This window comes from Nonomuraea glycinis (assembly GCF_035920485.1).
Taxonomy (GTDB): Bacteria; Actinomycetota; Actinomycetes; order Streptosporangiales; family Streptosporangiaceae; genus Nonomuraea; species Nonomuraea glycinis.
In genome coordinates this window covers 406,150-426,581 of the sequence record NZ_CP109166.1, presented here as the reverse complement: position 1 = coordinate 426,581, position 20,432 = coordinate 406,150, and the positions used below count along the sequence as shown (strand labels likewise).

The window sequence follows — 20,432 nt, the reverse complement described above, 5'->3', positions numbered from 1 at the left end:
AATATCGTCCACTTATACAAAAGTCGAAGTGTCCGGCCCGCGTGTTTCGCCGGTGTTATGCTCTCGTCCTCGTTCAGCCGAGTCCGGCGAAGCCGTATTACTCGCACCGGCCACTGATGAAAAGGCAAGGAATGGCAGAGTTCGAGGTCGCCGATTTCGCGTTGCTGCGCATGAGCACGCTGCCCGCAGGACGGGCGGCCCAGACCCGGACCGACAGCGGCGACCCGGCGGCCTACCTCCGGTCCATCACCGCCGACCCCCTGGTCCGGGAAGCCGTCGCGGTGTCCAGCCCGTCGCTCGCCCGCACACTGGACCTCGTGCACGACGGGCGTGCCGTCGACGGGAAGAAGCTGCGGCGCGCCGTCGTGTCGACGACCCGCTACCTGCTCCGGATGGCCACCAGGCCCACCCCGTTCGGGCTGATGGCCGGGGTGACGGAGGTGCGCTTCGACGACCTGGGCAAGCTCCGGCTGGGCGACCGGCACCAGAAGCTGACCCGGCCCGACACCGCCTGGCTCCTGGACGTCGTCCGCGGCCACGAACGCGACCCCGAGGTGCTCCGCCGGCTGCGCGTCGTGCTGAACGGCCTGTGCCAGGTGCGCGGCGATCGGCTGTCCCTGCCGCACATGCCCCGCGACGGCGACGCGGCGGTGCGCGAACTGTCGGTCGGCATGAGCCCGCTGGTGCGCTCCGTCATGGCGTACGCCCGGCGGCCCGTCGCCTACACCGAGCTGGTCGACCACCTGCTCCTCTCCTTCCCGCAGGGCGCCAGGGAGAAGGCGGAGCAGGCGCTGGCCACCATGGTGGAGCGGGAGTTCCTGCTCACCGACCTGGTGCCGCCGGACGACGCCCCCGACCAGATCGCGCACGTCACCGCCCGGCTGCCCCCGGCCGCGCGGGCCGGGCTGGAGGCGAGCGCAGCCGCGCTGCGCGCCTACGCCGCCGTCCCGGCGGGCAGCGGCCTGCCCGCCCTGCGGGAGGCGCTGAGCAGCGCCGAGGCCGTGCGCGCCGGCCATCACGCGCCGCACGTGGACCTCAGGATGGACGCCGACGTACGCCTTCCGCAGGTGGTCGCGCAGGAGCTGGCGCAGCTGGGCCGCACCCTGGTCCGCATCACGCCGCCCGACGCGGGCATCGAGCACCTGCGCCGCTACTACGACGAGTTCCTCGACAGGTACGGCACCGCCCGCCTCGTTCCGCTGAAGGAGCTGCTGGACGGCGAGCTCGGTCTCGGGGGCCCGGCCGGCTACCGCGCGTCCGAGCGGGCCGAGATCGAACCCGAGGAGGACCGCTACCGCAACCGGGTGCTCGGCGAGCTGGCCCAGGGGGCCGTGCTGGACGGCCGGCTCGAGGTGGAGCTGGACGACGCCACGCTCGACCGGCTGTCCGACCGCGACGACGGCCGCCTGCCCGAGGTCCTGGAGCTCGGCGTCCACCTGCTCGCCGACTCGATGGAAGAGCTGAACGACGGGGACTTCCGGCTCGTGCTGGCCAACATGCCGCTCTCGCGCAGGCTGGGGGCCATGACGGGGCGATTCACGTACTTCCTGGATGAATTGCGCGAGCAGACGGCGCGCATGTGGCGGGAGAGCGCGGACGCCGTGCCGGCGCAGGTGACGTTCCAGCCCGCCTGGACCCGGATCATGAACGTGGCCCGGGTGCCGTCCCTGATCGAGCGCACCCTGCCGGTGGGCAGGTTCGCCGATCCGGGCGACGAGGCGGTGCTGACCCTGGACGAGCTGGCGGTGGGCGCCTCCGGCGACCGGCTGTTCCTGTGGTCCACCCGGCTGGAGTCGGAGATCGTGCCGGCCACCCCGCACATGCTGGTCGTCCCCCGGGTGGCCCTGGACGCCGTCCGCTTCGTGTACGAGATCGGCGAGGCCAGGCACCGGGTCTGCAAAGGGTGGGACTGGGGGCTGGCGGGCCGGCTGCTGCCCTACCTGCCACGGGTGCGCCGGGGCCGCTCGATCCTGGCCTCCGCCATCTGGCGGCCGGCCGCCGAGCTCAACGACGTCAAGGCGCCCGAGGCCGACTGGGGCCGGCGGTTCGACGCCTGGCGGGAGCGGTGGCGGGTGCCGTCGCAGGTCTACCTGACCAACGGCGACAACCGTATCGGGCTCGACCTGGACGCGCCGCTGCACCGCGACATCTTCCGCCGCGAGCTGGACCGCCGCCCCAGCACGCTCCTGGTGGAGGCGCCCGGCGGCGCCGGCTTCGGCGCCGGCTGGCTCGGCGGGCGCGCCAACGAGGTCACCGCGACGCTCCGTTCGACGGCGCAGGAGCCGCCGATCCGCACCGCGGCCCGGCCGGTCCCGCCGCCGCCACGGCACCAGCCGGGCGGCGAGTGGCTGTTCGCCAAGCTCTACGCCTCGGCCGACCGGCACACCGACCTCATCAGGCAGTGGTTGCCCGCCCTGCGCGCGGCGCTGCCGCCGGAGGTGGACCGCTGGTTCTTCATCCGCTACTTCGATCCGGGCCCGCACCTGCGCATCCGCGTGCACGCCGAGCCGGCCACGCTGCGCCGGGAGGTGCTGCCCCTGGTGCACGACTGGGCCGCCGACCTGCGCCGGGCCGGGCTGGCCCGGTCCCTCCAGCTCGACACCTACGAGCCCGAGGCCGACAGGTACGGCGGGGTGGAGGCGCTGGAGGCGGCCGAGCGGGTCTTCGCCGCGGACAGCGACGCCGTGCTGGCCCAGCTGCGGCTGCGCCCGGACCTGACCCCGGAGCTGCTGGCCGCGGCGAACTACGCCGACCTCGCCCGCGCCTTCCACGGCGAGGGCTGGCAGGACTGGCTGCTGGCCGCCTACCCGGTCGGCGAGCACCACCGGGCGTTCCAGTCGGTCCGGCGCACCGCCGTGGAGCTGATCGCCGACGGAGACCCCCGCCTGGCGGAGATCTGGCGCCCGCGCGCCCGCGCCGCCACCGAGTACGGCGAGCTGATCAGATCCCTGCGCCGCCGGACACCCCTGGCCGCGCTGCTCCACATGCACCACAACCGGCTGATCGGGGTGTCGAAGCTGTCCGAGGGCATCTCCTACGCCATCGCCCGCGGCGCCGTGCAGGCTCTGCGTGACCGGGCCAGGCACGGGCGATGACGGCGACCCGGGAGCGGGCCGCGCAGGTCGCCGAGGAGGTGACGCGGCGGCTGGCCGACCCGGCCGCGGTCGAGCGGGTGGCCGCGGCCAACACCGATCAGCTCGCGGACGGGCGGCGCCCGCTGGTCTGGCATCCGATGTCGCTCAACGAGGGCTACCTGGGGATCGCCCTCCTGCACAGCGAACGGGGGGACCGCGACCGGGCGCACGCCTTCCTGAGCGCCGCGGCCCGCACCCGGCCCGCTCGGCACGCCCTCCTCGACGGCCTGCCCGCCCTGCTGTTCACCGCGAGGGCCGCCGCCACCAGGCCCGGCGACTACGCGAGCCTGCTGAGCCGGGCCGAGCCGGCGGTGCGGGAACTGACCCGGGAGCGCGCCGCCGCCGAGCACACCCGGCTGCGACCCGGGCGCGACGGCGTCGAGTTCGCCGCCTACGACATCGTCGAAGGGCTCGCCGGGCTGGGCCGCCTCGTGCTGGAGTACGGCGACACCGAGCCGCTGTCCTACCTCATCGCCCTGACCGAGCCCATCGAGAGGGCGGGCACGTCCGTACCGGGCTGGCTGGTCACGCACGCCGCGGTCAGGGGCGACCACGCGGGGGACGGGCACTTCAATCTCGGTCTCGCGCACGGCGTCCCCGGCCCGCTGGCCCTGCTGGCGATCGCGTACGGCCGGGGCCTGCGCCTGCCGGGTCACGCGCAGGCGATGGAGCGCGTCGCGGACTGGCTGCTCGACTGGGCGCACGGCGGGTCGTGGCCGCCGACGGTGCCGCTGCACGTGCAACGCGAGCGGGCGGCCGCACCGGGACGACGGCCGCACGATCACCGGGAGCCGATCCGCCCCGCCTGGTGCTACGGCACGGCAGGCGTGGCCCGCGCGCTCTACCTCGCCGGGCAGGCGCTGGACCGGCCCGGCTGGCGGGAGGCGGCGGTCCGGTCGTTGCACGAGACGCTGGCCCGTCCCTGGGACACCTGGGGGATGGTGGACGCCGGGCTGTGCCACGGCTGGGCGGGCATGCTGCACATCGTCGGGCAGATCGGCCGCGACAGCGGTGACGAACGGCTCCTGGCCCACGCCGACGCGCTGGCCGGGCGCGTGCTGGACGCGTTCGCCGAGGACGCGCCGTTCGGGTTCCGCTACGCCGCGTCAGGGGACGCCGAGGTCTCTCCTGACCGGGTCGGGCTGCTCGAAGGCGCCGCCGGCATCGCGCTCGCGCTCCATCACCACAGCAGCGGCAAGTCCGCCGCGTCCGGCTGGGACGCCGCCCTGCTGCTGAACTGACCTGCTGCTGAACTGACCTGCTGCTGAACTGACCGATCATCGGCAAGCGAAAGGACCGTATCGCATGGTGGGGTTGGCCGCCCTCGTGGGCGACGTCGAGCAGTTCTTCACCCGTCACCTCGGGAAGAGGCCGCTGCTGCGCGGCGGCGCGATCGCCGACGTCCGCGCGATCGCCTCGCTCGACGACATCGACCGCGTCATCACCGGCAGCGGCCTTCGGGCCCCGGGCGTACGCGTCGTGAAGGACGGCACGGTCCTGCCCCAGGACCGCTACACCTCGCCCTCCACCCTCGGCTACGCCGGCCTCACGGACGTCGTCGACCCCGCCAAGGTGACGCGCCTCTTCCGGGGCGGGGCCACGATCGTGCTCGGCACGGTGGACCTTCTCCTGCCCCGCCTGCACGAGCTGTGCAAGAACGTCGAGATGGACGTCGGCCATCCCGTGGACGCCAACGTCTACATCGCCCCGCCCGGCGCGAACGCCTTCCAGGTCCACTGCGACGCGCAGGACATCCTCGTCATCCAGGTGCACGGCGGCAAGCGATGGACCCTGTTCGACCACATCGTCCCCAACCCCGGCGGCGGCCGGATGCTCCCCGGCCTGGACGCCCCCTCCACCGTGTACGACCTGTGCGCCGGCGACGTCCTCTACGTTCCGCGCGGTATGCCGCACCTGGTGCGCACCGACACCTCGTCCTCCGTCCACGTCACCCTCAGCATCAACACGCTGACGTGGGCGGACCTGCTGACCGACCTCACCGCGCGGATCCTGCGCTCCGACGCCTACAGCCGTCCCCTGCCCATGGGCCGCGATGTCGCCCGCCAGGCCGAGCCCCTGCTCAAGCAGTATGCGGACGAGCTCGCGGTGAGGCTCGCCGACAGCGACGCCGCCGCCCTGCACCGGGCGATCTACAGCCGCCCCGCCTTCGCCGAGGGCCACCGGACCGGGCTGCTCCGCGACGCGCTGCTCGACACCCCGCCACCCGGCCGACCGGACCGCATCACCCTGCGCCCCGGCACCTGGCCGATCATCGCCAACCCGGACGCAACGACGGAACGCCCCGGCGCGACACCTAGCGCGACACCTGGCGCGACACCTGGCGCGGCGCCCGGGGCGGCATCCGGCGTGACATCCGGTGCGCAGGGCCGGGGGGAGGCCGTCCGTATCGAGGTCGGCGGCCGGGCGTTCCAGGTCGCGCCCGAGGTGGCCGACGCCTGCCGCCGGCTGCTCGACGGCGGACCGCTGCCCGTCGAGGCCTTGTCGGCGGATCCAGCCGCCGGGGCCCGCATCGCGGAGGTCCTGCTCGCGCTCGGCCTGTGCACGACGTCACCACACTGACAGCCGCGGCCGGACGCGCGCCCCGCCACCGACGTTCGGGTCGGCACTCTCTCAAGATAGAACGTTCGGTCTTGACATGGGCGTGGCGAAAGGCCACGATAGGTAGAGATAGAACGTTCGGTCTTGTTTGTTGGCCGTGAAAGGAAACCGCATCATCATGAGCAAAGCGCTTTATCTCGGCATTGCCACCTCCACCGGCGACGGCAGGGCGGGAGGTCAGGCGAGAAGCGACGACGGCGTCCTCGACATCTCCCTGGCGATCCCGAAGGAGATGGGTGGTCCCGGCGGGGCGACCAACCCGGAGCAGTTGTTCGCGGCGGGATGGGCGTCGTGCTTCCACTCGGCGCTCAAGGCCGTCGCGGCCCAGCGGAAAATAAAGATCGCCGACTCCGCGGTCATCGCCGAGGTGCAGGTGTACGCGACGCCGGAAGGCGGGTTCAACCTCGGTGCCGCACTGCACGTCGAACTGTCCGGGGTGGAGCAGGCGGTGGCCGACGAGCTCGTCGAAGCCGCCCACGCGGTCTGCCCGTACTCCAACGCCACCCGCGGCAACATTCCGGTGACCATTGACGCGACCGTCGCCTGATACCGGTGGTCGGGCCGATGCGCGTCATCGGCCCGACCGCCGCGGCCGGATCACGCCGGACCGGCCGGCGCCGGATCGCGCGGTGGGGAGCGGCGCCGAAGCTGATCTATCATGGCCGCATGGTGAGGGATTCCGGCTCCACGCCGACCGCCGCCGGCTTGAGCAGTCGTGAGGTCATCTTGACCGTGGCCCGCACCCTCATCGGCGAAAAAGGCTACGACGGCATGGCCATCTCGGACCTGTGCGCGCAGTCCGGGCTGCCACCCAGCTCGATCTACTACCACTTCGGGAACAAGCTCGGCATCCTGGCGGCGCTCCTTGAGCGCACCTTCGAGGAGCTGCACGCCCTGTTCCCCAATCCGTCCTCCTTCGACGACCTGGCGCCGCTCGAGCGTCTTGAAGCGTGGTTCTCGGCGGCGTGCGGTTCCCTCGACCGGCGGCCTGACTATCTTCGCCTTCTGGTCGCCATCAGCGTGGGCCCGCAGAAGGACTCCGAGGTGGTCCGGCGGACCATGCGCCGCATCCGCGACTACGCCCACGCGTCCTGGGTGGAAGCGCTCACGCCGATCTTCGCGCCGAACGGCGGCGAAGAGGACGAAGCTCTCGTCGAGCGGCTGGCCGTCCTCGGGCGAGCCCTGACGGACGGCCTTTCCGTGTCCGAGAGCTTCGACGACCTGTCCTACAGCTCGCAGGTCGCCCCGTTCGTTTCCCTGATCAGTGGCTTGGCGGAACACCGCGGCGGGGGGCCGCAGGCACGCGCGACGTAAGCCGGAGCAAAGGAACGTGCAGGACAGTGAAAGCATACAGAACGTTCTACCTGCTACACTTGAGACGATGACACACAACGCTGGCGGCCGAGTATCCGAGGCGCGATCGCGCCTGCTCGGCACGGCTACCCGGATCTTCTACGCGGAAGGTCTCCACGCCGTGGGGATCGACCGGATCGTCGCGGAGGCGAAGGTCACCCGCGCCACGCTTTACCGGCACTTCCCCGGCAAGGACGACCTCGTCGTCGCTTATCTGCAGGGAATCCACCAGATGGAGCGCGACCGGATCGGCGAGGCCATCGGCGGCGGCCGACCGGCGGCCGACGTCCTGCGGGCCATCGCCGAGACGATCGTGGACGGCATCGAGTCGGCCGGGTTCCGTGGGTGCGCCTTCCTCAACGCCGTCGCGGAATATCCGGACCCCGAGCATCCCGTGCACAAGGCCGTTCTCGGCCACCGCGACTGGTTCCTGCGCACCGTCACGGACCTGCTCGCCGAGGCCGGGGAGATGCGGGCCGAGCTCGCGGGCCGGCATTTCATCATGCTTCGCGACGGCGCGATGGTCGCGGGCTGCCTGTCCGACCCGGCGGAGGTCTGCGCCACGTTCCGCCAGGCGATCGAGGGGCTTCTTCGGTTTCGTGGCGACTCCACGTCGGACTAGCTCCACTCCGTAGGAACCACGCAAGGGGCGGTAGGCCGCCCCCCGTTGATCTGTGGCGTCCACCTGCGGCGTGATCCAGAGTGGCGACGGTCACATGTGGCTGTAGCCAACGCGTCGCGAAATCTATAGAGTGAACGCTACATACACGGAGTGTCCCGTCCCCGGCGCGCTTCCGGCGCTGGTGCAGGGCTCTCTCGGGGGCCTGACCGACCGTCGCAACAAAGCGAGGTTTCCCTTGAACGTTCTCGAGCAGGTCAAGAATTCACCGATGAGTCGCGCCCAGATCAGGGCGGTCGCCCTGTGTCTCGTGATCAACCTGATCGACGGGTTCGACCTTCTGGTCACCTCGTACGTCGGGCCGGCGATCACGCGCGAATGGGCCCTGTCGCCGTCGGGGGTGGGGGTGCTGCTCAGCGGAGGGCTGGCCGGCATGGCCACCGGCGCGCTCTTCCTGGCTCCACTCGCCGACCGCATCGGGCGCCGCCGGCTCAGTCTCGGCTGTCTCGCCCTGGCCGCGCTGGGCATGCTCGCCGCGTCCGTTTCACAGGACTTCGGCCAGCTTCTCGTCTGCCGGCTGGTGACCGGCGCGGCGGTGGGGGCGATGGCGGCCAGCCTGCCGGTGCTCACCTCCGAGTACGCGAACAACCGGCGCAGGGGCCTCGTCGTCGCGCTGATCACCACCGGATACGGCCTGGGCTCGGTCATCGCCGGGGTCGCCTCGAGCCTGCTGGTGGGCTCACTCGGCTGGCGGTCGGTCTTCGTGTTCGGCGCCGTCGCCACGGCGATCCTGTTCGTGGTCGGGCTGCGCTTTCTGCCCGAGTCGATGGACTACCTCGTCGCACGCCGTCCCCCTCAGGCGCTGGACAGGTTCAACCGGATTCTCGTCTCGATGGGCCGCGCCCCCGTCGAGGAACTGCCCGCCTCGGCGTCGGCGTCGCGCAAGATGGCCCTCGCCTCGGTGCTCAGCGGGAGCAACGCCGTCCGTACGGTGCTGATCTGGGTGGCGTTCACCGCGGCGCAGCTGATGTTCTACTTCGCGAGCTCGTGGACGCCCAGCCTGCTGCTGCAGGCGGGTATGTCCAATCAGCAGGGCATCAGCGGCGGGGTGCTGTTCAGCCTCGGCGGGGTCTCGGGTGCGGTCCTGCTGGGTGTCCTGGCGTCCCGGATCGAGCCGCGGCGGCTGACCGCGGCCTATTTCGGCATCGGCGCGCTCATGCTCATCCTCTTCTCCGTGTCGCTCGGCACGCTGGCCGCCGCACTGGTCGTGGCGGTGCTCGTCGGACTGTTCCTCAACGGCACGGTGACCGGGATCAACGTCATCGTCCCGAGCATGTATCCGGCCGAGGCCCGGGCGACGGCTCTCGGCCTGGCCGTCGCCGTGAGCAGGCTCGGTGCCGTGCTGGCGCCCCTGCTCGCCGGCTTCCTGCTGCAAGCCGGCTGGGCCCCGGGATCGATGTTCCAGGTCTTCGCGATCCCGGGCGTCATCGGCGCTCTCGCGTTGATCGTCCTCACCCGATTCGGGCGCGCGTCCCGGAGCTCCTCGACCGAAACCAGAGCCGTGGAAGGCGCGGCGGCCGAGGCATGAGCCCCGGCGCCGGCGAGTCCCGCTCCCGGCAGCCGCGCAGCGCGTCACCCATGTACGACCCATTGAGGAGGCTTAAGGTGCCGGCCACATCGGCGGATGTCGCCCAGGCGGGCGCCGGCCCCGTTCTCGTGCTGCTGCACGGGGGCGGGCCCGGCGTCGACGCCGCGAGCAACTGGGCGGCGGTACACTCCGAGCTCTCGGCGGAGTTCCGCTGCCTCGCCCCTGACCTGCTCGGCTTCGGCACGCGGATCATCGGCGCGGGGACAGCCGGCCTCAGGGGACCGCGAGCCTGGGCGCGGGCCCGTGCCCAGCAGATCCTCGCCCTGCTCGATCGCCACGGCCTGGAACGCGCGCACCTCGTGGGCAACTCGGCCGCGGGCGGCGCCGCGGCCGTGGCGCTCCTGGCCATGGCGCCTGACCGGATCGGGCGCGCGGTTCTCATGGGGGGCGCGGGCACTGGCCCGCCGCCTCCTGCCGTTCCCTTCTACGACGAGCCGACGAGGGAGTCGATGCGCGCCACTCTGGGCCGTTTGGTCGCTGACGAGAGCGTCCACCGTGAGCTCCTCGACGACCTGGCCGGTGTCCGGCTGGAGCAGGCCCTGCGGCCCGGCGCCGAGGAGGCCTTCCGATCGATGTTCGCCCACGTCGCCGACGGGCCGCCTCCCGTCGATCCGGCCACGATCGTCAACCCGGTCCTCGCCCTGCACGGGGAGCGCGATCGGGTCTCGCCGGTCGAGGTTTCCGAGCGGCTCGTCGAAGCCCTGCCCCACGGCCGCCTGGCGGTGGTGGCGGGGGCCGGGCACTGGATCCACGTCGATCGACCGGATGAGTTTCGCAGCCTGGTAGGGGAGTTCCTGAGCGCATGACACAGCAAACCAGCGGTCGTGAGGACCGAGTCGGCGTCCTGGTCGTCGGCGCCGGCCCCACCGGCCTGACCCTCGCCATCGACCTCGCCAGGCGGGGGGTGGCGTGCCACGTCGTGGAGGCGACCGAAGAGCGGGGCGTCAATCCCCGGTGCAACACCACCTCCGCCCGGTCGATGGAGATCTTCCGGCGGCTCGGCCTCGCCGACGACATCCGGCGGGCCGGTCTGCCTGAGGACTACCCCACCTCGATCCACTACCGGACGAGCCTGCGGGGCGAGGAGATCTTCCGCCTCGACCTGCCCTCGGCGGGCGACGTGCTGGCCGGGGCCGGCCGGGACGGCTGGATCACGCCGGAGCCGCAGCACCGGATCTCGCAGCTGTTCCTGGAGCCCATCCTTGAGCGGCATGCGAGCGGGCTCCCCGGGCTGACCCTGGAGCGCGGCACCCGGTTGGTCGAGTTGCGGCAGCACGAGGACCATGTCGAGGCGGTCGTGGAGACCGGGGGAGTCCGTCGCACCCTGCACTGCGCCTACGTGGTCGGTTGCGACGGGGCGCACAGCGCCGTCCGCCGTCAACTGGGCATTCGCTACGAAGGCGTCGACGCGATCCAGCGGTTCGTGTCGACCTTCGTCCGCTCACCCGAGCTCGGGCGGCTGGCCGCCCGGGACCGGGCCTGGACGTACTGGACCTACGGTCGCCGGCCCGCCTCGATGATCGCCATCGACGGGGACTCGCTGTGGCTCAACCACGTCACCTTCGCGCCCGACCACGACACCGAGGGCGAGGATCCCGAAGAGCTCCTGCGGGAAGCCGTGGGCGGCCCCGTCGAGCACGAGGTGCTCGGCGTGGTGCGCTGGACCGGGCGCCGGCTGGTCGCCCAGCGGTACCAGGACGGCCGGGTGTTCCTGGCCGGCGACGCCGCCCACATCTGGATCCCCGTCGGGGGATTCGGCATGAACGCCGGCATCCAGGACGCGGCGACGCTGGGCTGGATGCTCGCGGCGGTCTGCCACGGGTGGGCGCCACCGGCTCTGCTGACCGCCTACGAACAGGAGCGCAAGCCGGTGGGGGAGCAGTTCGCCCAGGCGGTGGGATCGGCCGCGCGCAAGTCCTTCGCGGACGTCTCGCCGGACATCCACCTGTCCGGCCCAGCCGGTGAGCGGGCCCGCGCCGAGCTCGCCGAGCGGTTCGCGGTCACCGAGCCGCACCGGTACTCACCCGACGGCTTCAGCTTCGGCTACCACTACGCGGGCTCGCCCATCGTGGTCGGCGGAGCGGACCAGGCCGCCATCAGCATGGGCGGTTACCAGGACCGGGCGCAGGCCGGTTTCCGGCTGCCGCATGTCTGGCTGGAGGACGGCCGCTCGGTGTTCGACGTGCTCGGGCCCGACTTCACCCTGGTGCGGACCGACCCGGACGTCAGCGTGACGCCCTGGACCGAGGCGGCGCGTGAGCTCGGGATCCCCCTCGTCGTGGTCGACCTGCCGGGGGACCACGCCGGCCGCTATCCCGCCGCGCTCCTGCTCGTCCGCCCGGACCAGCACGTCGCCTGGATGGGCGGCTCGGACGCCCGTCCCGACGAGCTCCTGCACACGGTCACCGGACACCTCACCGTCCACCAGCGGTAAAGAACACCAGGAGAACCACATGCCATACGCACTGGGCATCGACGTGGGCGGCACGTTCACCGACGCCGTCGCCTCCGACGGGGCCGGCCGCATCGTGTCGGCCAAGACGCCGACGACCCCGCCGAACCGCGAGGTCGGCGTCATGCGCGTGATCGAGGACCTCGCGGCGGAGCTGGGCATCGGCGTCGGCGAGCTGCTCGCGCAGACCGACTACATCGCCCACGGCACGACCGCGTCGATCAACGCCCTCGTCCAGGGACAGGTGGCCGAGGTCGGGCTCATCGCCACCAAGGGGCACCGGGACTCGATCTACATCATGAACGCCGAGGGCCGCACCCTCGGCCGGTCGGCCCACGAGATCCAGGACACGCTCCGGCAGCGCAAGCCCGCGCCGCTGATCCCGAAGTACCGGGCGCTCGAAGTCACCGAGCGCATCGACTACGCCGGGAACGTCCTGGTCCCCTTGGACGAGGACGAGGTCCGCCGGGTCACCCGGTCCCTGGTGGACCAGGGGGTCGAGGCGATCGCCGTCTGCCTGCTGTGGTCGTTCAAGAACGGGACGCACGAGCGGCGCGTCCGCGAGCTGATCCACGAGATCGCGCCGGACATGTACGTCACGCTCTCCTCGGAGGTCAGCCCGCGCATCCGCGAGTTCGCCCGCACCTCCACGACGATCATGAACGCCCAGATCGGGCCGAGGCTGCGCACCTACCTGCTCCCGCTGCAGAAGCAGCTGGAGGAGGGCGGGCTCAAGGGGCCCCTGCTGGTCATGCAGAGCGAGGGCGGCACCATCACGGCCGACCGGGCCCCGGAGCATGCCATCACCACGGTCGGGTCCGTCCTGTCCGGCGGCGTCATCGGCGGGATGCGCCTGGCCGAGCAGCTCGGCCACCGCAACGTCATCACCACCGACGTGGGAGGCACGACGTTCCTGGCGGGGCTGATCGTCGACGGGGAGCCGGTCATGGCGCCGGGTTCCATCGTGAACCAGTTCCCGATCAACGCGGCGACCATCCGGGTGCACACCATCGGATCCGGCGGTGGGGCGCTCGCGTCGGTGGACGCCGGCGGCAACCTGCGGCTCGGCCCGCAGAGCGCCGAGGCGGTCCCCGGCCCCGCCTGCTACGGCAACGGCGGCACGCGGCCCACGAACACCGACGCCAACCTGGTGCTCGGCATCCTGAGCGAGCGCGGACTGCTCGGCGGCCGCAAGCCGCTCCGCCTCGACCTGGCCAGACAAGCCATCCGCGAGCACGTGGCCGAGCCGCTCGGCCTCACCGTCGAACAAGCCGCGGTCGCGATCTACGAGGTGCAGAACGCGCAGGCGGGCGACCTCCTCCGCCGCGCCGTCGTACAGGCCGGGTACGACTCCCGCGACTTCGTCGTCTACGCCTTCGGCGGCGCCGGGCCCGCCCACTGCGCCGGCTACTGCCAGGACCTGGGCGTACGCGAGGTCGTCGTGCCGCTCGGCCCCGTCGCATCCGCCTTCTCGGCCTACGGGCTCGCGGCTTCGGACGTCATGCTGAGCGCCGAGCTCTCCGATCCCTCCTCCTTCCCGGTCGACCACACGGTGCTGGAGGCCCACTACGCCCGGCTCGAGGCCGACCTGCAGCGTGCGCTCGACCGGCAGAAGGTGAAGTTCCACGACGTGACGCTGCAGCGCGAGGTCGACCTGCGTTACTCGATGCAGGTCACCGAGCTCGCCACGGCCGTCCCGGACGAGAAGTTCACCGAGAGCACCGGCGAGGAGATCCTCGAGCGCTTCGAGGAGCAGTACGAGCGCATCAACGGCAGCGGCGCCGGATACCGCGAGGCCGGCGTACAGGCGATCACCTACCGGATGCGGGTCAAGGCGAGCCTCGGCTTCCCGGTCGTGCTGCCGGACATCCCGGAGGCCACCGGCCCGGACCCGGCGGCAGCTCTCGTCGGGGAACGCTCCGTCTGCCTCGACGCGCGGCTCGGCTTCGTGCCGACCCCCGTCTACGACTACGCCCGGCTGCACGCGGGCCACGAACTCGTCGGGCCGGCGATCGTCGAGGTGCCGACCACGGTGGTCGTGGTCCCCGCCGGGGTCACCGGCCGCGTCGACCGCCTCGGCAACCTCGTGCTGAGCTACCAGTGAGGAGAGCGTCCATGACATCCAGGATCCCCGGGGCGGACGAGTTCACCAGCCGTCCCCTTCCCCGCGCGGAACTGCTGCGGCAGATCTCACCGGCCCTGCCGCTGCACCAGGTCGACGATGAGCAGGCGGAGCAGGTCGACGCCCTGACCTACGAGGTGGTCCGGCACCGGCTCTGGGCGATCACCCAGGAGATGGGGGAGACGCTGCGGCGGATGTCGGGCTCGCACGTCGTCACCGAGTCCAACGACTTCAACTTCTCCATCTGCGACGAGCTCGGCGAGCAGGTCCAGGTCGGTACGTACAACGTGGGTCTCATCGGCTCGATGGACCTGGCCATCGTCTGGACGCTGCGCCACCGCGGCGACAATCCCGGCATCGCCGAGGGCGACATGTTCCTGTGCAACGACCCGTGGATCGGCGGCGGGCTGCACCAGAACGACGCCGCGATCCTGGCGCCGATCTTCCACGAGGGCAAGCTGTTCGGCTGGACGACGGCCATCGCCCACCAGATCGACCTGGGCGGGCCGCGGCCGGGCTCCTTCAGCCCGTCGGCCCAGGACGTGTTCGGCGAGGCGGCCCCGACGCCGCCGATGAAGGTCGTCCGCGGGGGAGTGCTGCAGCGCGACGTCGCCGACGCCTGGGTCCGGCGGTCGCGGCTCCCGCACCTGGTGGGACTCGACCTCCGCGCCAAGATCGCCGCCAACAAGAACGCGGCCGAGCAGATCCTCCGGCTCATCACCAAGTACGGCGCCGACACCGTCAAGGTCGTGATGCACCGGATGATGGACGACGCCGAACGCCGGCTGCGCGCCAAGCTCAAGACCCTGCCCGACGGAACCTGGACCGCGGTCGGCTACCAGGAGCAGTCGCGGACCGGCGACCGCGGCCTGCACGCGATCAAGGTCGCGATGACCAAGGAAGCCGACCGGCTCGTCTTCGACTTCCGGGGGACCGCCGAGCAGACCGGCATCATCAACTGCCCCTATCCGGGCCTGCGGGCCGGGATCGTCTTCACGATGCTGCCCCTGCTGGCCGGGGACATCCCGTGGGCGGCGGGCGGGCTGATGCGCTGCTTCGAGATCATCACCGACGAGGACACCATCACCAACGCGTCGTTCCCGGCCGCGGTCGGCAAGGGGCCGTTCGGGCCGGCCTGGGGGGCGGGCAACCTGGTCGCCGAGGTGATCGCCAGGATGCTGGACGCCGAACCCGACCGCCGCGGCGATGTGCAGTCGATCTGCAACGGCACCACCGACCTCTGCGTGGTGTCCGGGGTCGATGTGCGCGGCGGTGGCAGCAAGGGCTTCGTGTCCCCGGTGTTCGACGTCATGGCCGGTGGTTACGGCGCTCAGGTCTACCACGACGGCGTCGACACCGGCGGCCGGCTCATCATCCCCTCCGCGCGGGCACCGGACGTCGAGATGACCGAGTACCTCTACCCCCTCGTCGCCCTGTGGCGCCGCGAGCAGACCGACTCCGGCGGGCCCGGCCGGCAGCGGGGCGGGATGAGCGGCTCGGTCTGCTACGTGCAGCACCCGGACCAGAAGGGGACGATGTCGCTGATCGTCTCCGGGACCGGCAAGGTCGCGAACCAGAACGTCGGACTGGCCGGCGGTTATCCGGGCAACTCCCAGCTCGACCTGGTGGTGCGCGGCATCAGCGACCCCCAGCTCGTCCAGGCGGCCGCCATCCCCGCCGACCTGGGCGAGCTCGGCGGGGACATCGAGGTCCTGCCCTGCGAGGGTGAGTCGGATCTCGGCCCCGGCGATGCCCTCTACCTGCACTGGCAGGCGGGCGGCGGGTACGGCGACCCCCTGCTGCGGCCGGCCGGGAACGTACGCGAAGACGTACGGCAAGCCCGCGTCTCGCCGGAGGCCGCGACGGACGTCTACGGCGTCGTGCTCGGCGAGGACGGCGACGTGGACGCGGTCGCGACCGGCGAGACCCGTGCGGAGCTGCGACGCCGGCGCGCTTCCGGCGCCGGCCTGTCCGAGGCGCGCCTCACCGGGGTCGGCGCTCCGGACTTCACCGGGACCGGTGCTCCGGACCTGGCCGGGACCGGTGCTCCGGAGCTCGCCGGGGCGCGCCGTCTCGACGACAACCTCGCCGTCCTGGAGTCGCCGGAGGGTGGGACCGTCGTGTGTCTCCATTGCGGCACCCAGATCGGCCCGCTCGCCGGCGGGGCGTTCGTCGCGGCGCTGGCGCGTCGTGACGCTGCCCCGACGGAAGCGGGACCGCACATCTGGCACGACCCGTCCGAGTACGTCGACGCGGAGATCGTCTTCCGGCAGCTGTTCTGCCCCGGCTGCCTGACCGCGGTCAACTCCCGCGTCGTCCCCGTCGACCACCCCCTTCCCGCCGACGACTACCGAAGCTGGGCCTGAGACACGACGCGCTTGTCAGCGGGGGCCAGTGGGTGACCCGTGCCCGCCGAGAGGATCACAGTCCTGAGGACCGTGATCCTCTCGGCCGCGTTCCGTGGTGCCCAACGGAGGAGGGAGAACGTTCTGTCTTGACAGTGCGCATGAACGTGCCATACTCAAACAAGATAGAACGTTCGGTCTCGTAGGGGACCTTGGCGGCTTTCGCAGCACCGGGACTCTCGCGCCCGACGCCGAGCGTTCTTCCCCTCGCCCCACCGTTGAAAGGATCATCGTGGCCACCGTTGACTCACCCGCTACCAGCGGGATCGCGCAGGCTCTGCGCCGGCTGTACTTCGTGCGGTTCGGGTTCGCCATCGTCTGGGCGGCCTTGCTGGTCGTCACCGCGTCGCAGCTCGGGCCGCTCGGTATCGCCCTGATCGTCCTCTACCCCTTGTTCGACGTCGCCGCGGCGGTCGTGGACGCGCGCTCGTCCCGCACCACCGGCCCGGCCCGCGGACTGTACGTGAACATCGCGGTCAGCCTCCTCGCTGCCGCCGGCCTGGCCGTCGCCGGCACCTCCGGGGTGCCGGGGGTCCTGCGGGTGTGGGGCGTCTGGGCGATCGTCTCCGGGATCGTTCAGCTGATCGTGGGCGTCAGCCGGCGCTCGATGGGCGGCCAGTGGCCGATGATCCTCAGTGGCGGCATCTCCGTGCTGGCCGGGTCGTCGTTCTACCTGGGGGCCTCCGCGCCGAATCCGATGCTGACCAACGTGGCCGGCTACGCGGTCCTCGGCGGCATCTTCTTCCTCGTCTCGGCGCTGCGCCTCGGCCGCGCCGCCAAGGGAAAGTGACATGGACGCCACTACGTACGACGTCATCGTCATCGGTGCGGGCCCGGTCGGGGAGAACGTCGCCGACCGGGTGGTGCAGGGCGGTCTGAGCGCCGCCATCGTCGAGCGGGAGCTGGTCGGAGGTGAGTGCTCCTACTGGGCGTGCATGCCGACCAAGGCGTTACTGCGGAGCGCGGCGGCGCTCCGGGCGGCCCGGCAGGTGCCCGGCGCACGCGAGGCGGTCAAGGGTGACCTGGACGTGGCCGCCGTCCTCCACCGCCGCGACTCCTTCGCCTCACACTGGAAGGACGACGGGCAGGCCGCCTGGCTGGAGCAGGTGGGGATTCCGCTCTACCGCGGACAGGGGCGGATCACGTCCGCCCGGACCGTCGAGGTGACCGGCGACAACGCCGTCAGGACCACCCTGACCGCGCGGCACGCCGTCGTCATCGCGACCGGAAGCGGCGCGCTGGTCCCGGACCTCGCCGGTCTGCGCGAGGCGGCGCCGTGGACGAGCCGGGAGGCGGTCGCCGCGACCGCGGTTCCCCGCAGGCTCGCCATCATCGGCGGTGGCGTGGTGGCGGCCGAGATGGCGACCGCGTTCGCCGCGCTCGGCGCCTCGGTGACGATGCTGGCTCGTGACGGTGTGCTGCCCCTAGCGGAGCCGTTCGCCGGCGAACGGGTCATCGAGTCGCTGCGCGACGCGGGTGTCTCGGTCCAGCTCGGCGCGGAGGCCGGATCCGTGCAGCGCGACGACGACGGCACGGTGCACGTCACCCTCACCGACGGCGGGCAGATCGAGGCCGACGAACTCCTCGTCGCGGTCGGCCGTACCCCGAACACCCAGGACATCGGGCTGGACCACGTCGGCCTGACGCCGGGCGCCTGGCTCGCGGTCGACGACACGATGCGGGTCGTCGGGCCGGACGGCACGCCGATCGACGACGGGTGGCTCTACGCCGCCGGGGACGTGAACCGGCGCGTGCTGCTCACCCACCAGGGCAAATACCAGGCTCGGGCCGTGGGGGACGTCATCGTGGCGCGCGCGAAGGGCGAAGCGGTCGAGGACGGCCGGTGGGGCCGGCACGCGGCGACGGCCGACGAGCGCGCGGTCCCTCAGGTGGTCTTCACCGAGCCGGAGATCGCCTCGGTGGGACTGACCGCCGCGGCCGCCGAGGCCGCCGGACTGCGGATCCGGGTCATCGACTACGACCTGGGCGCCATCGCCGGCGCCGCCCTGCACGCCGACGGATACCGGGGCGACGCCCGGATGGTCGTCGACGAGGACCGGAAAGTGATCGTCGGCTTCACGCTCGCCGGCCCGGACGTCGCGGAGCTGCTGCACGCGGCGACGATCGCCGTGGTCGGCGAGGTGCCCCTGGAACGGCTGTGGCACGCGGTCCCGGCCTATCCCACGGTCAGCGAGGTCTGGCTGCGGCTGCTGGAAGCCTACGGCCGCTGACCGGCCGGGCTGGGTGCCTGTTCCGCGCTCGCCGGCTTTGAACGAACGCGGGCAGCTGAGCCCGCGCCCCTGGCCCGACGTCGCCGACCTCTGTATAGTGAGCGTTACATACACAGGAGGCGTCAGAGCGATGAGCACGTTGGATGTTGGGGACGCGCGGCTGGCCTACACCGACGTCGGGTCGGGCACCCCGGTCGTGTGGCTGCACGGCTCGGGGCCGGGGGCCACGGGCATGAGCAATTTCGGCGGTAACCTGCCGGCCTTCGAGGATTACCGGAACATCGTGGTGGACCTCCCTGGGTGGGGAAGCTCCCCGCGGCCCGCGACGGACGAGCCGCTGATCTTCCACGCGGCGGAACGGGTGAGCCGCGCGCTGACGGCTCTCGGGATCGAACGCGCCCACCTGGTGGGGAACTCCTACGGCGGCGCCGTCGCGATGCGCATGGCGATGCGCCATCCCGACCGGGTGGACCGGCTCGTCCTCATGGCCCCGGGCGGGGTTCTCCCGGTGGACGCGCCGGCGTGGCCGATCGGGCTCGACCGCCTTTTCGCCTATATGGCGGCCGAGAAGCCGTCGCGTGCCGCGATGGCCGAGTTCGTGCGGCTGATGGTGTTCGACGAGACCCTGGCGACCGAGTCCCTCATCGACGAGCGGTACGAGTCGAGCCTCCGGGCCCACCCCGAACTGCCGATTCCCCCGAACTTCGGCGACCTGACCCCGGACCTGGCCCTCATCGCCGCCCCCACGCTGCTCGTCTGGGGGCGGGAGGACCAGACCGTTCCGCTGACCTGGGCGCCCAAGATCCTTGAGGGCATACCCAACGCGGAGCTCCGCGTGCTGCCGCACTGCCGGCACTGGGTGCAGTACGAGCGCGCACCCGAGTTCAACCACATTGTTCGCGAGTTTCTGCAGGGCGGAGCAGCCGCCGCCCCATCGGAGGGATGACACCGTGGGTATCCGCAAGCTGGGTTACGTCGGACTCAACGTCACAGACGTCGACGCCTGGACCGACCTGCTCGGGCGCACCCTGGGCATCGGTGTCACCCGAGTGAAGTTCGGCACGGACGAGGTCGCTCTGGCGGAACTCGACGAGTTCAAATACCGCGTGGCCCTTTACCCGTCCACCCAGGACAGCCCGCACGAGCTGGGCTGGATCGTCGATTCGCCGCGCGAGCTCGACAGGCTCAGCCAACGGCTGACGGACGCCGGCTTCGCCGTCGAGGACGGCTCCCCGGAAGAGGTGGAGCTGCGCGGCGCCACCCGTCTGCGCTGGTTCACCGACCCGGTCGGTTACCGCGTGGAGCTGGCGGTCGGTGAGGCCAAGGCGCGCCGGGACGGTCCGCGGCACGGCACGACCGGTCTCGGCCACTTCGTCCTGGCCAGCCCGAAGCTCGACGAGCTCCGCGAGCTCTACGAGTCGGTGCTCGAGTTCAAACTGACCGATTACCGGGCCCCCGGCCTGTTCTTCTTCCGCTGCAACCCGACCCACCACAGCATCGCGCTCGCGAAGGCGGACGCGCCGTCGATCCACCACCTCGAGTTCGAACACGGCTCGATCGACGACGTCGGGCGCGCGTACGACCGGGCCAAGTCCAACGGGGTGCCGATCTCGATCAGCCTCGGCCGGCACATGAACGACAAGGCGATCTCGTTCTACGTACGCAACCCCAGCGGGTTCCATCTCGAGATCGGCTGCGGCGGAATCGACGTGGGCGAGGACTGGACGCCGCACGACTTCGGGGTCTCGGACGTCTGGGGACACCACCACGCCGACGCCAATCCGTTCGCTTCGCCGAAACCCTGACGACCACGCGTCGGGTCCGGCCCGCGCAGCCCTCTTCTGTGGTT

Annotated in this window: 15 protein-coding genes; all 15 read left to right on the top strand. The window is 71.7% G+C overall.

Annotated elements, in window-relative coordinates; genetic code table 11:
• Positions 1-131 precede the first annotated feature (131 nt).
• Positions 132-3,095 (top strand): lantibiotic dehydratase, encoded by a 2,964-nt coding sequence (locus OHA68_RS01905; protein ID WP_327106072.1) that lies wholly within the window; start codon positions 132-134, stop codon positions 3,093-3,095.
• Complete coding sequence (locus OHA68_RS01900; protein WP_327106071.1) at positions 3,092-4,375, top strand: lanthionine synthetase C family protein; 1,284 nt, start codon at positions 3,092-3,094, stop codon at positions 4,373-4,375. The genes OHA68_RS01905 and OHA68_RS01900 overlap by 4 nt, the downstream gene beginning before the upstream one ends.
• A gap of 64 nt (positions 4,376-4,439) precedes the next feature.
• Positions 4,440-5,714, top strand: coding sequence for a cupin domain-containing protein (locus tag OHA68_RS01895; protein WP_327106070.1), 1,275 nt, complete (start codon positions 4,440-4,442; stop codon positions 5,712-5,714).
• A gap of 157 nt (positions 5,715-5,871) precedes the next feature.
• Positions 5,872-6,300 (top strand): organic hydroperoxide resistance protein, encoded by a 429-nt coding sequence (locus tag OHA68_RS01890; RefSeq protein ID WP_327106069.1) that lies wholly within the window; start codon positions 5,872-5,874, stop codon positions 6,298-6,300.
• A 17-nt stretch (positions 6,301-6,317) separates the two neighbouring features.
• Positions 6,318-7,067, top strand: coding sequence for a TetR/AcrR family transcriptional regulator (locus tag OHA68_RS01885; RefSeq protein ID WP_327106068.1), 750 nt, complete (start codon positions 6,318-6,320; stop codon positions 7,065-7,067).
• Between the two features lie 67 nt (positions 7,068-7,134).
• The gene (locus tag OHA68_RS01880; RefSeq protein WP_327106067.1) at positions 7,135-7,728 is read left to right on the top strand and encodes a TetR/AcrR family transcriptional regulator; all 594 of its coding nucleotides are present in this window, start codon (positions 7,135-7,137) and stop codon (positions 7,726-7,728) included.
• Between the two features lie 268 nt (positions 7,729-7,996).
• Positions 7,997-9,313 (top strand): MFS transporter, encoded by a 1,317-nt coding sequence (locus OHA68_RS01875; RefSeq protein WP_327106066.1) that lies wholly within the window; start codon positions 7,997-7,999, stop codon positions 9,311-9,313.
• Between the two features lie 77 nt (positions 9,314-9,390).
• Positions 9,391-10,179 (top strand): alpha/beta fold hydrolase, encoded by a 789-nt coding sequence (locus tag OHA68_RS01870; protein ID WP_327106065.1) that lies wholly within the window; start codon positions 9,391-9,393, stop codon positions 10,177-10,179.
• On the top strand, positions 10,176-11,807 hold the full coding sequence (locus OHA68_RS01865; RefSeq protein WP_327106064.1) for an FAD-dependent monooxygenase: 1,632 nt from the start codon (positions 10,176-10,178) through the stop codon (positions 11,805-11,807). The genes OHA68_RS01870 and OHA68_RS01865 overlap by 4 nt, the downstream gene beginning before the upstream one ends.
• A 19-nt stretch (positions 11,808-11,826) precedes the next feature.
• Complete coding sequence (locus OHA68_RS01860; protein WP_327106063.1) at positions 11,827-13,929, top strand: hydantoinase/oxoprolinase family protein; 2,103 nt, start codon at positions 11,827-11,829, stop codon at positions 13,927-13,929.
• An 11-nt stretch (positions 13,930-13,940) separates the two neighbouring features.
• Complete coding sequence (locus OHA68_RS01855; protein ID WP_327106062.1) at positions 13,941-16,313, top strand: hydantoinase B/oxoprolinase family protein; 2,373 nt, start codon at positions 13,941-13,943, stop codon at positions 16,311-16,313.
• A gap of 271 nt (positions 16,314-16,584) precedes the next feature.
• Positions 16,585-17,142, top strand: a complete 558-nt coding sequence (locus tag OHA68_RS01850) for a hypothetical protein (RefSeq protein ID WP_327106061.1) — start codon at positions 16,585-16,587, stop codon at positions 17,140-17,142.
• 1 nt (position 17,143) lies between these two features.
• Complete coding sequence (locus OHA68_RS01845) at positions 17,144-18,583, top strand: dihydrolipoyl dehydrogenase family protein (protein WP_327106060.1); 1,440 nt, start codon at positions 17,144-17,146, stop codon at positions 18,581-18,583.
• A 130-nt stretch (positions 18,584-18,713) separates the two neighbouring features.
• Positions 18,714-19,529 (top strand): alpha/beta fold hydrolase, encoded by an 816-nt coding sequence (locus OHA68_RS01840; RefSeq protein ID WP_189136928.1) that lies wholly within the window; start codon positions 18,714-18,716, stop codon positions 19,527-19,529.
• Between the two features lie 4 nt (positions 19,530-19,533).
• Entirely contained in the window at positions 19,534-20,388 is an 855-nt protein-coding gene (locus OHA68_RS01835) for a VOC family protein (RefSeq protein WP_327106059.1), read from the top strand.
• Positions 20,389-20,432: the final 44 nt, after the last annotated feature.

What these genes read in the sequence shown, in the direction of transcription:
- OHA68_RS01875 (WP_327106066.1), top strand. Translation starts at nt 7,997, where the DNA reads ATGAGTCGCGCCCAGATCAGGGCGGTCGCCCTGTGTCTCGTGATCAAC.
- OHA68_RS01885 (WP_327106068.1), top strand. Translation starts at nt 6,318, where the DNA reads ATGCGCGTCATCGGCCCGACCGCCGCGGCCGGATCACGCCGGACCGGC.
- OHA68_RS01865 (WP_327106064.1), top strand. Translation starts at nt 10,176, where the DNA reads ATGACACAGCAAACCAGCGGTCGTGAGGACCGAGTCGGCGTCCTGGTC.
- OHA68_RS01855 (WP_327106062.1), top strand. Translation starts at nt 13,941, where the DNA reads ATGACATCCAGGATCCCCGGGGCGGACGAGTTCACCAGCCGTCCCCTT.
- OHA68_RS01880 (WP_327106067.1), top strand. Translation starts at nt 7,135, where the DNA reads ATGACACACAACGCTGGCGGCCGAGTATCCGAGGCGCGATCGCGCCTG.
- OHA68_RS01845 (WP_327106060.1), top strand. Translation starts at nt 17,144, where the DNA reads ATGGACGCCACTACGTACGACGTCATCGTCATCGGTGCGGGCCCGGTC.
- OHA68_RS01900 (WP_327106071.1), top strand. Translation starts at nt 3,092, where the DNA reads ATGACGGCGACCCGGGAGCGGGCCGCGCAGGTCGCCGAGGAGGTGACG.
- OHA68_RS01840 (WP_189136928.1), top strand. Translation starts at nt 18,714, where the DNA reads ATGAGCACGTTGGATGTTGGGGACGCGCGGCTGGCCTACACCGACGTC.
- OHA68_RS01860 (WP_327106063.1), top strand. Translation starts at nt 11,827, where the DNA reads ATGCCATACGCACTGGGCATCGACGTGGGCGGCACGTTCACCGACGCC.
- OHA68_RS01890 (WP_327106069.1), top strand. Translation starts at nt 5,872, where the DNA reads ATGAGCAAAGCGCTTTATCTCGGCATTGCCACCTCCACCGGCGACGGC.
- OHA68_RS01895 (WP_327106070.1), top strand. Translation starts at nt 4,440, where the DNA reads ATGGTGGGGTTGGCCGCCCTCGTGGGCGACGTCGAGCAGTTCTTCACC.
- OHA68_RS01905 (WP_327106072.1), top strand. Translation starts at nt 132, where the DNA reads ATGGCAGAGTTCGAGGTCGCCGATTTCGCGTTGCTGCGCATGAGCACG.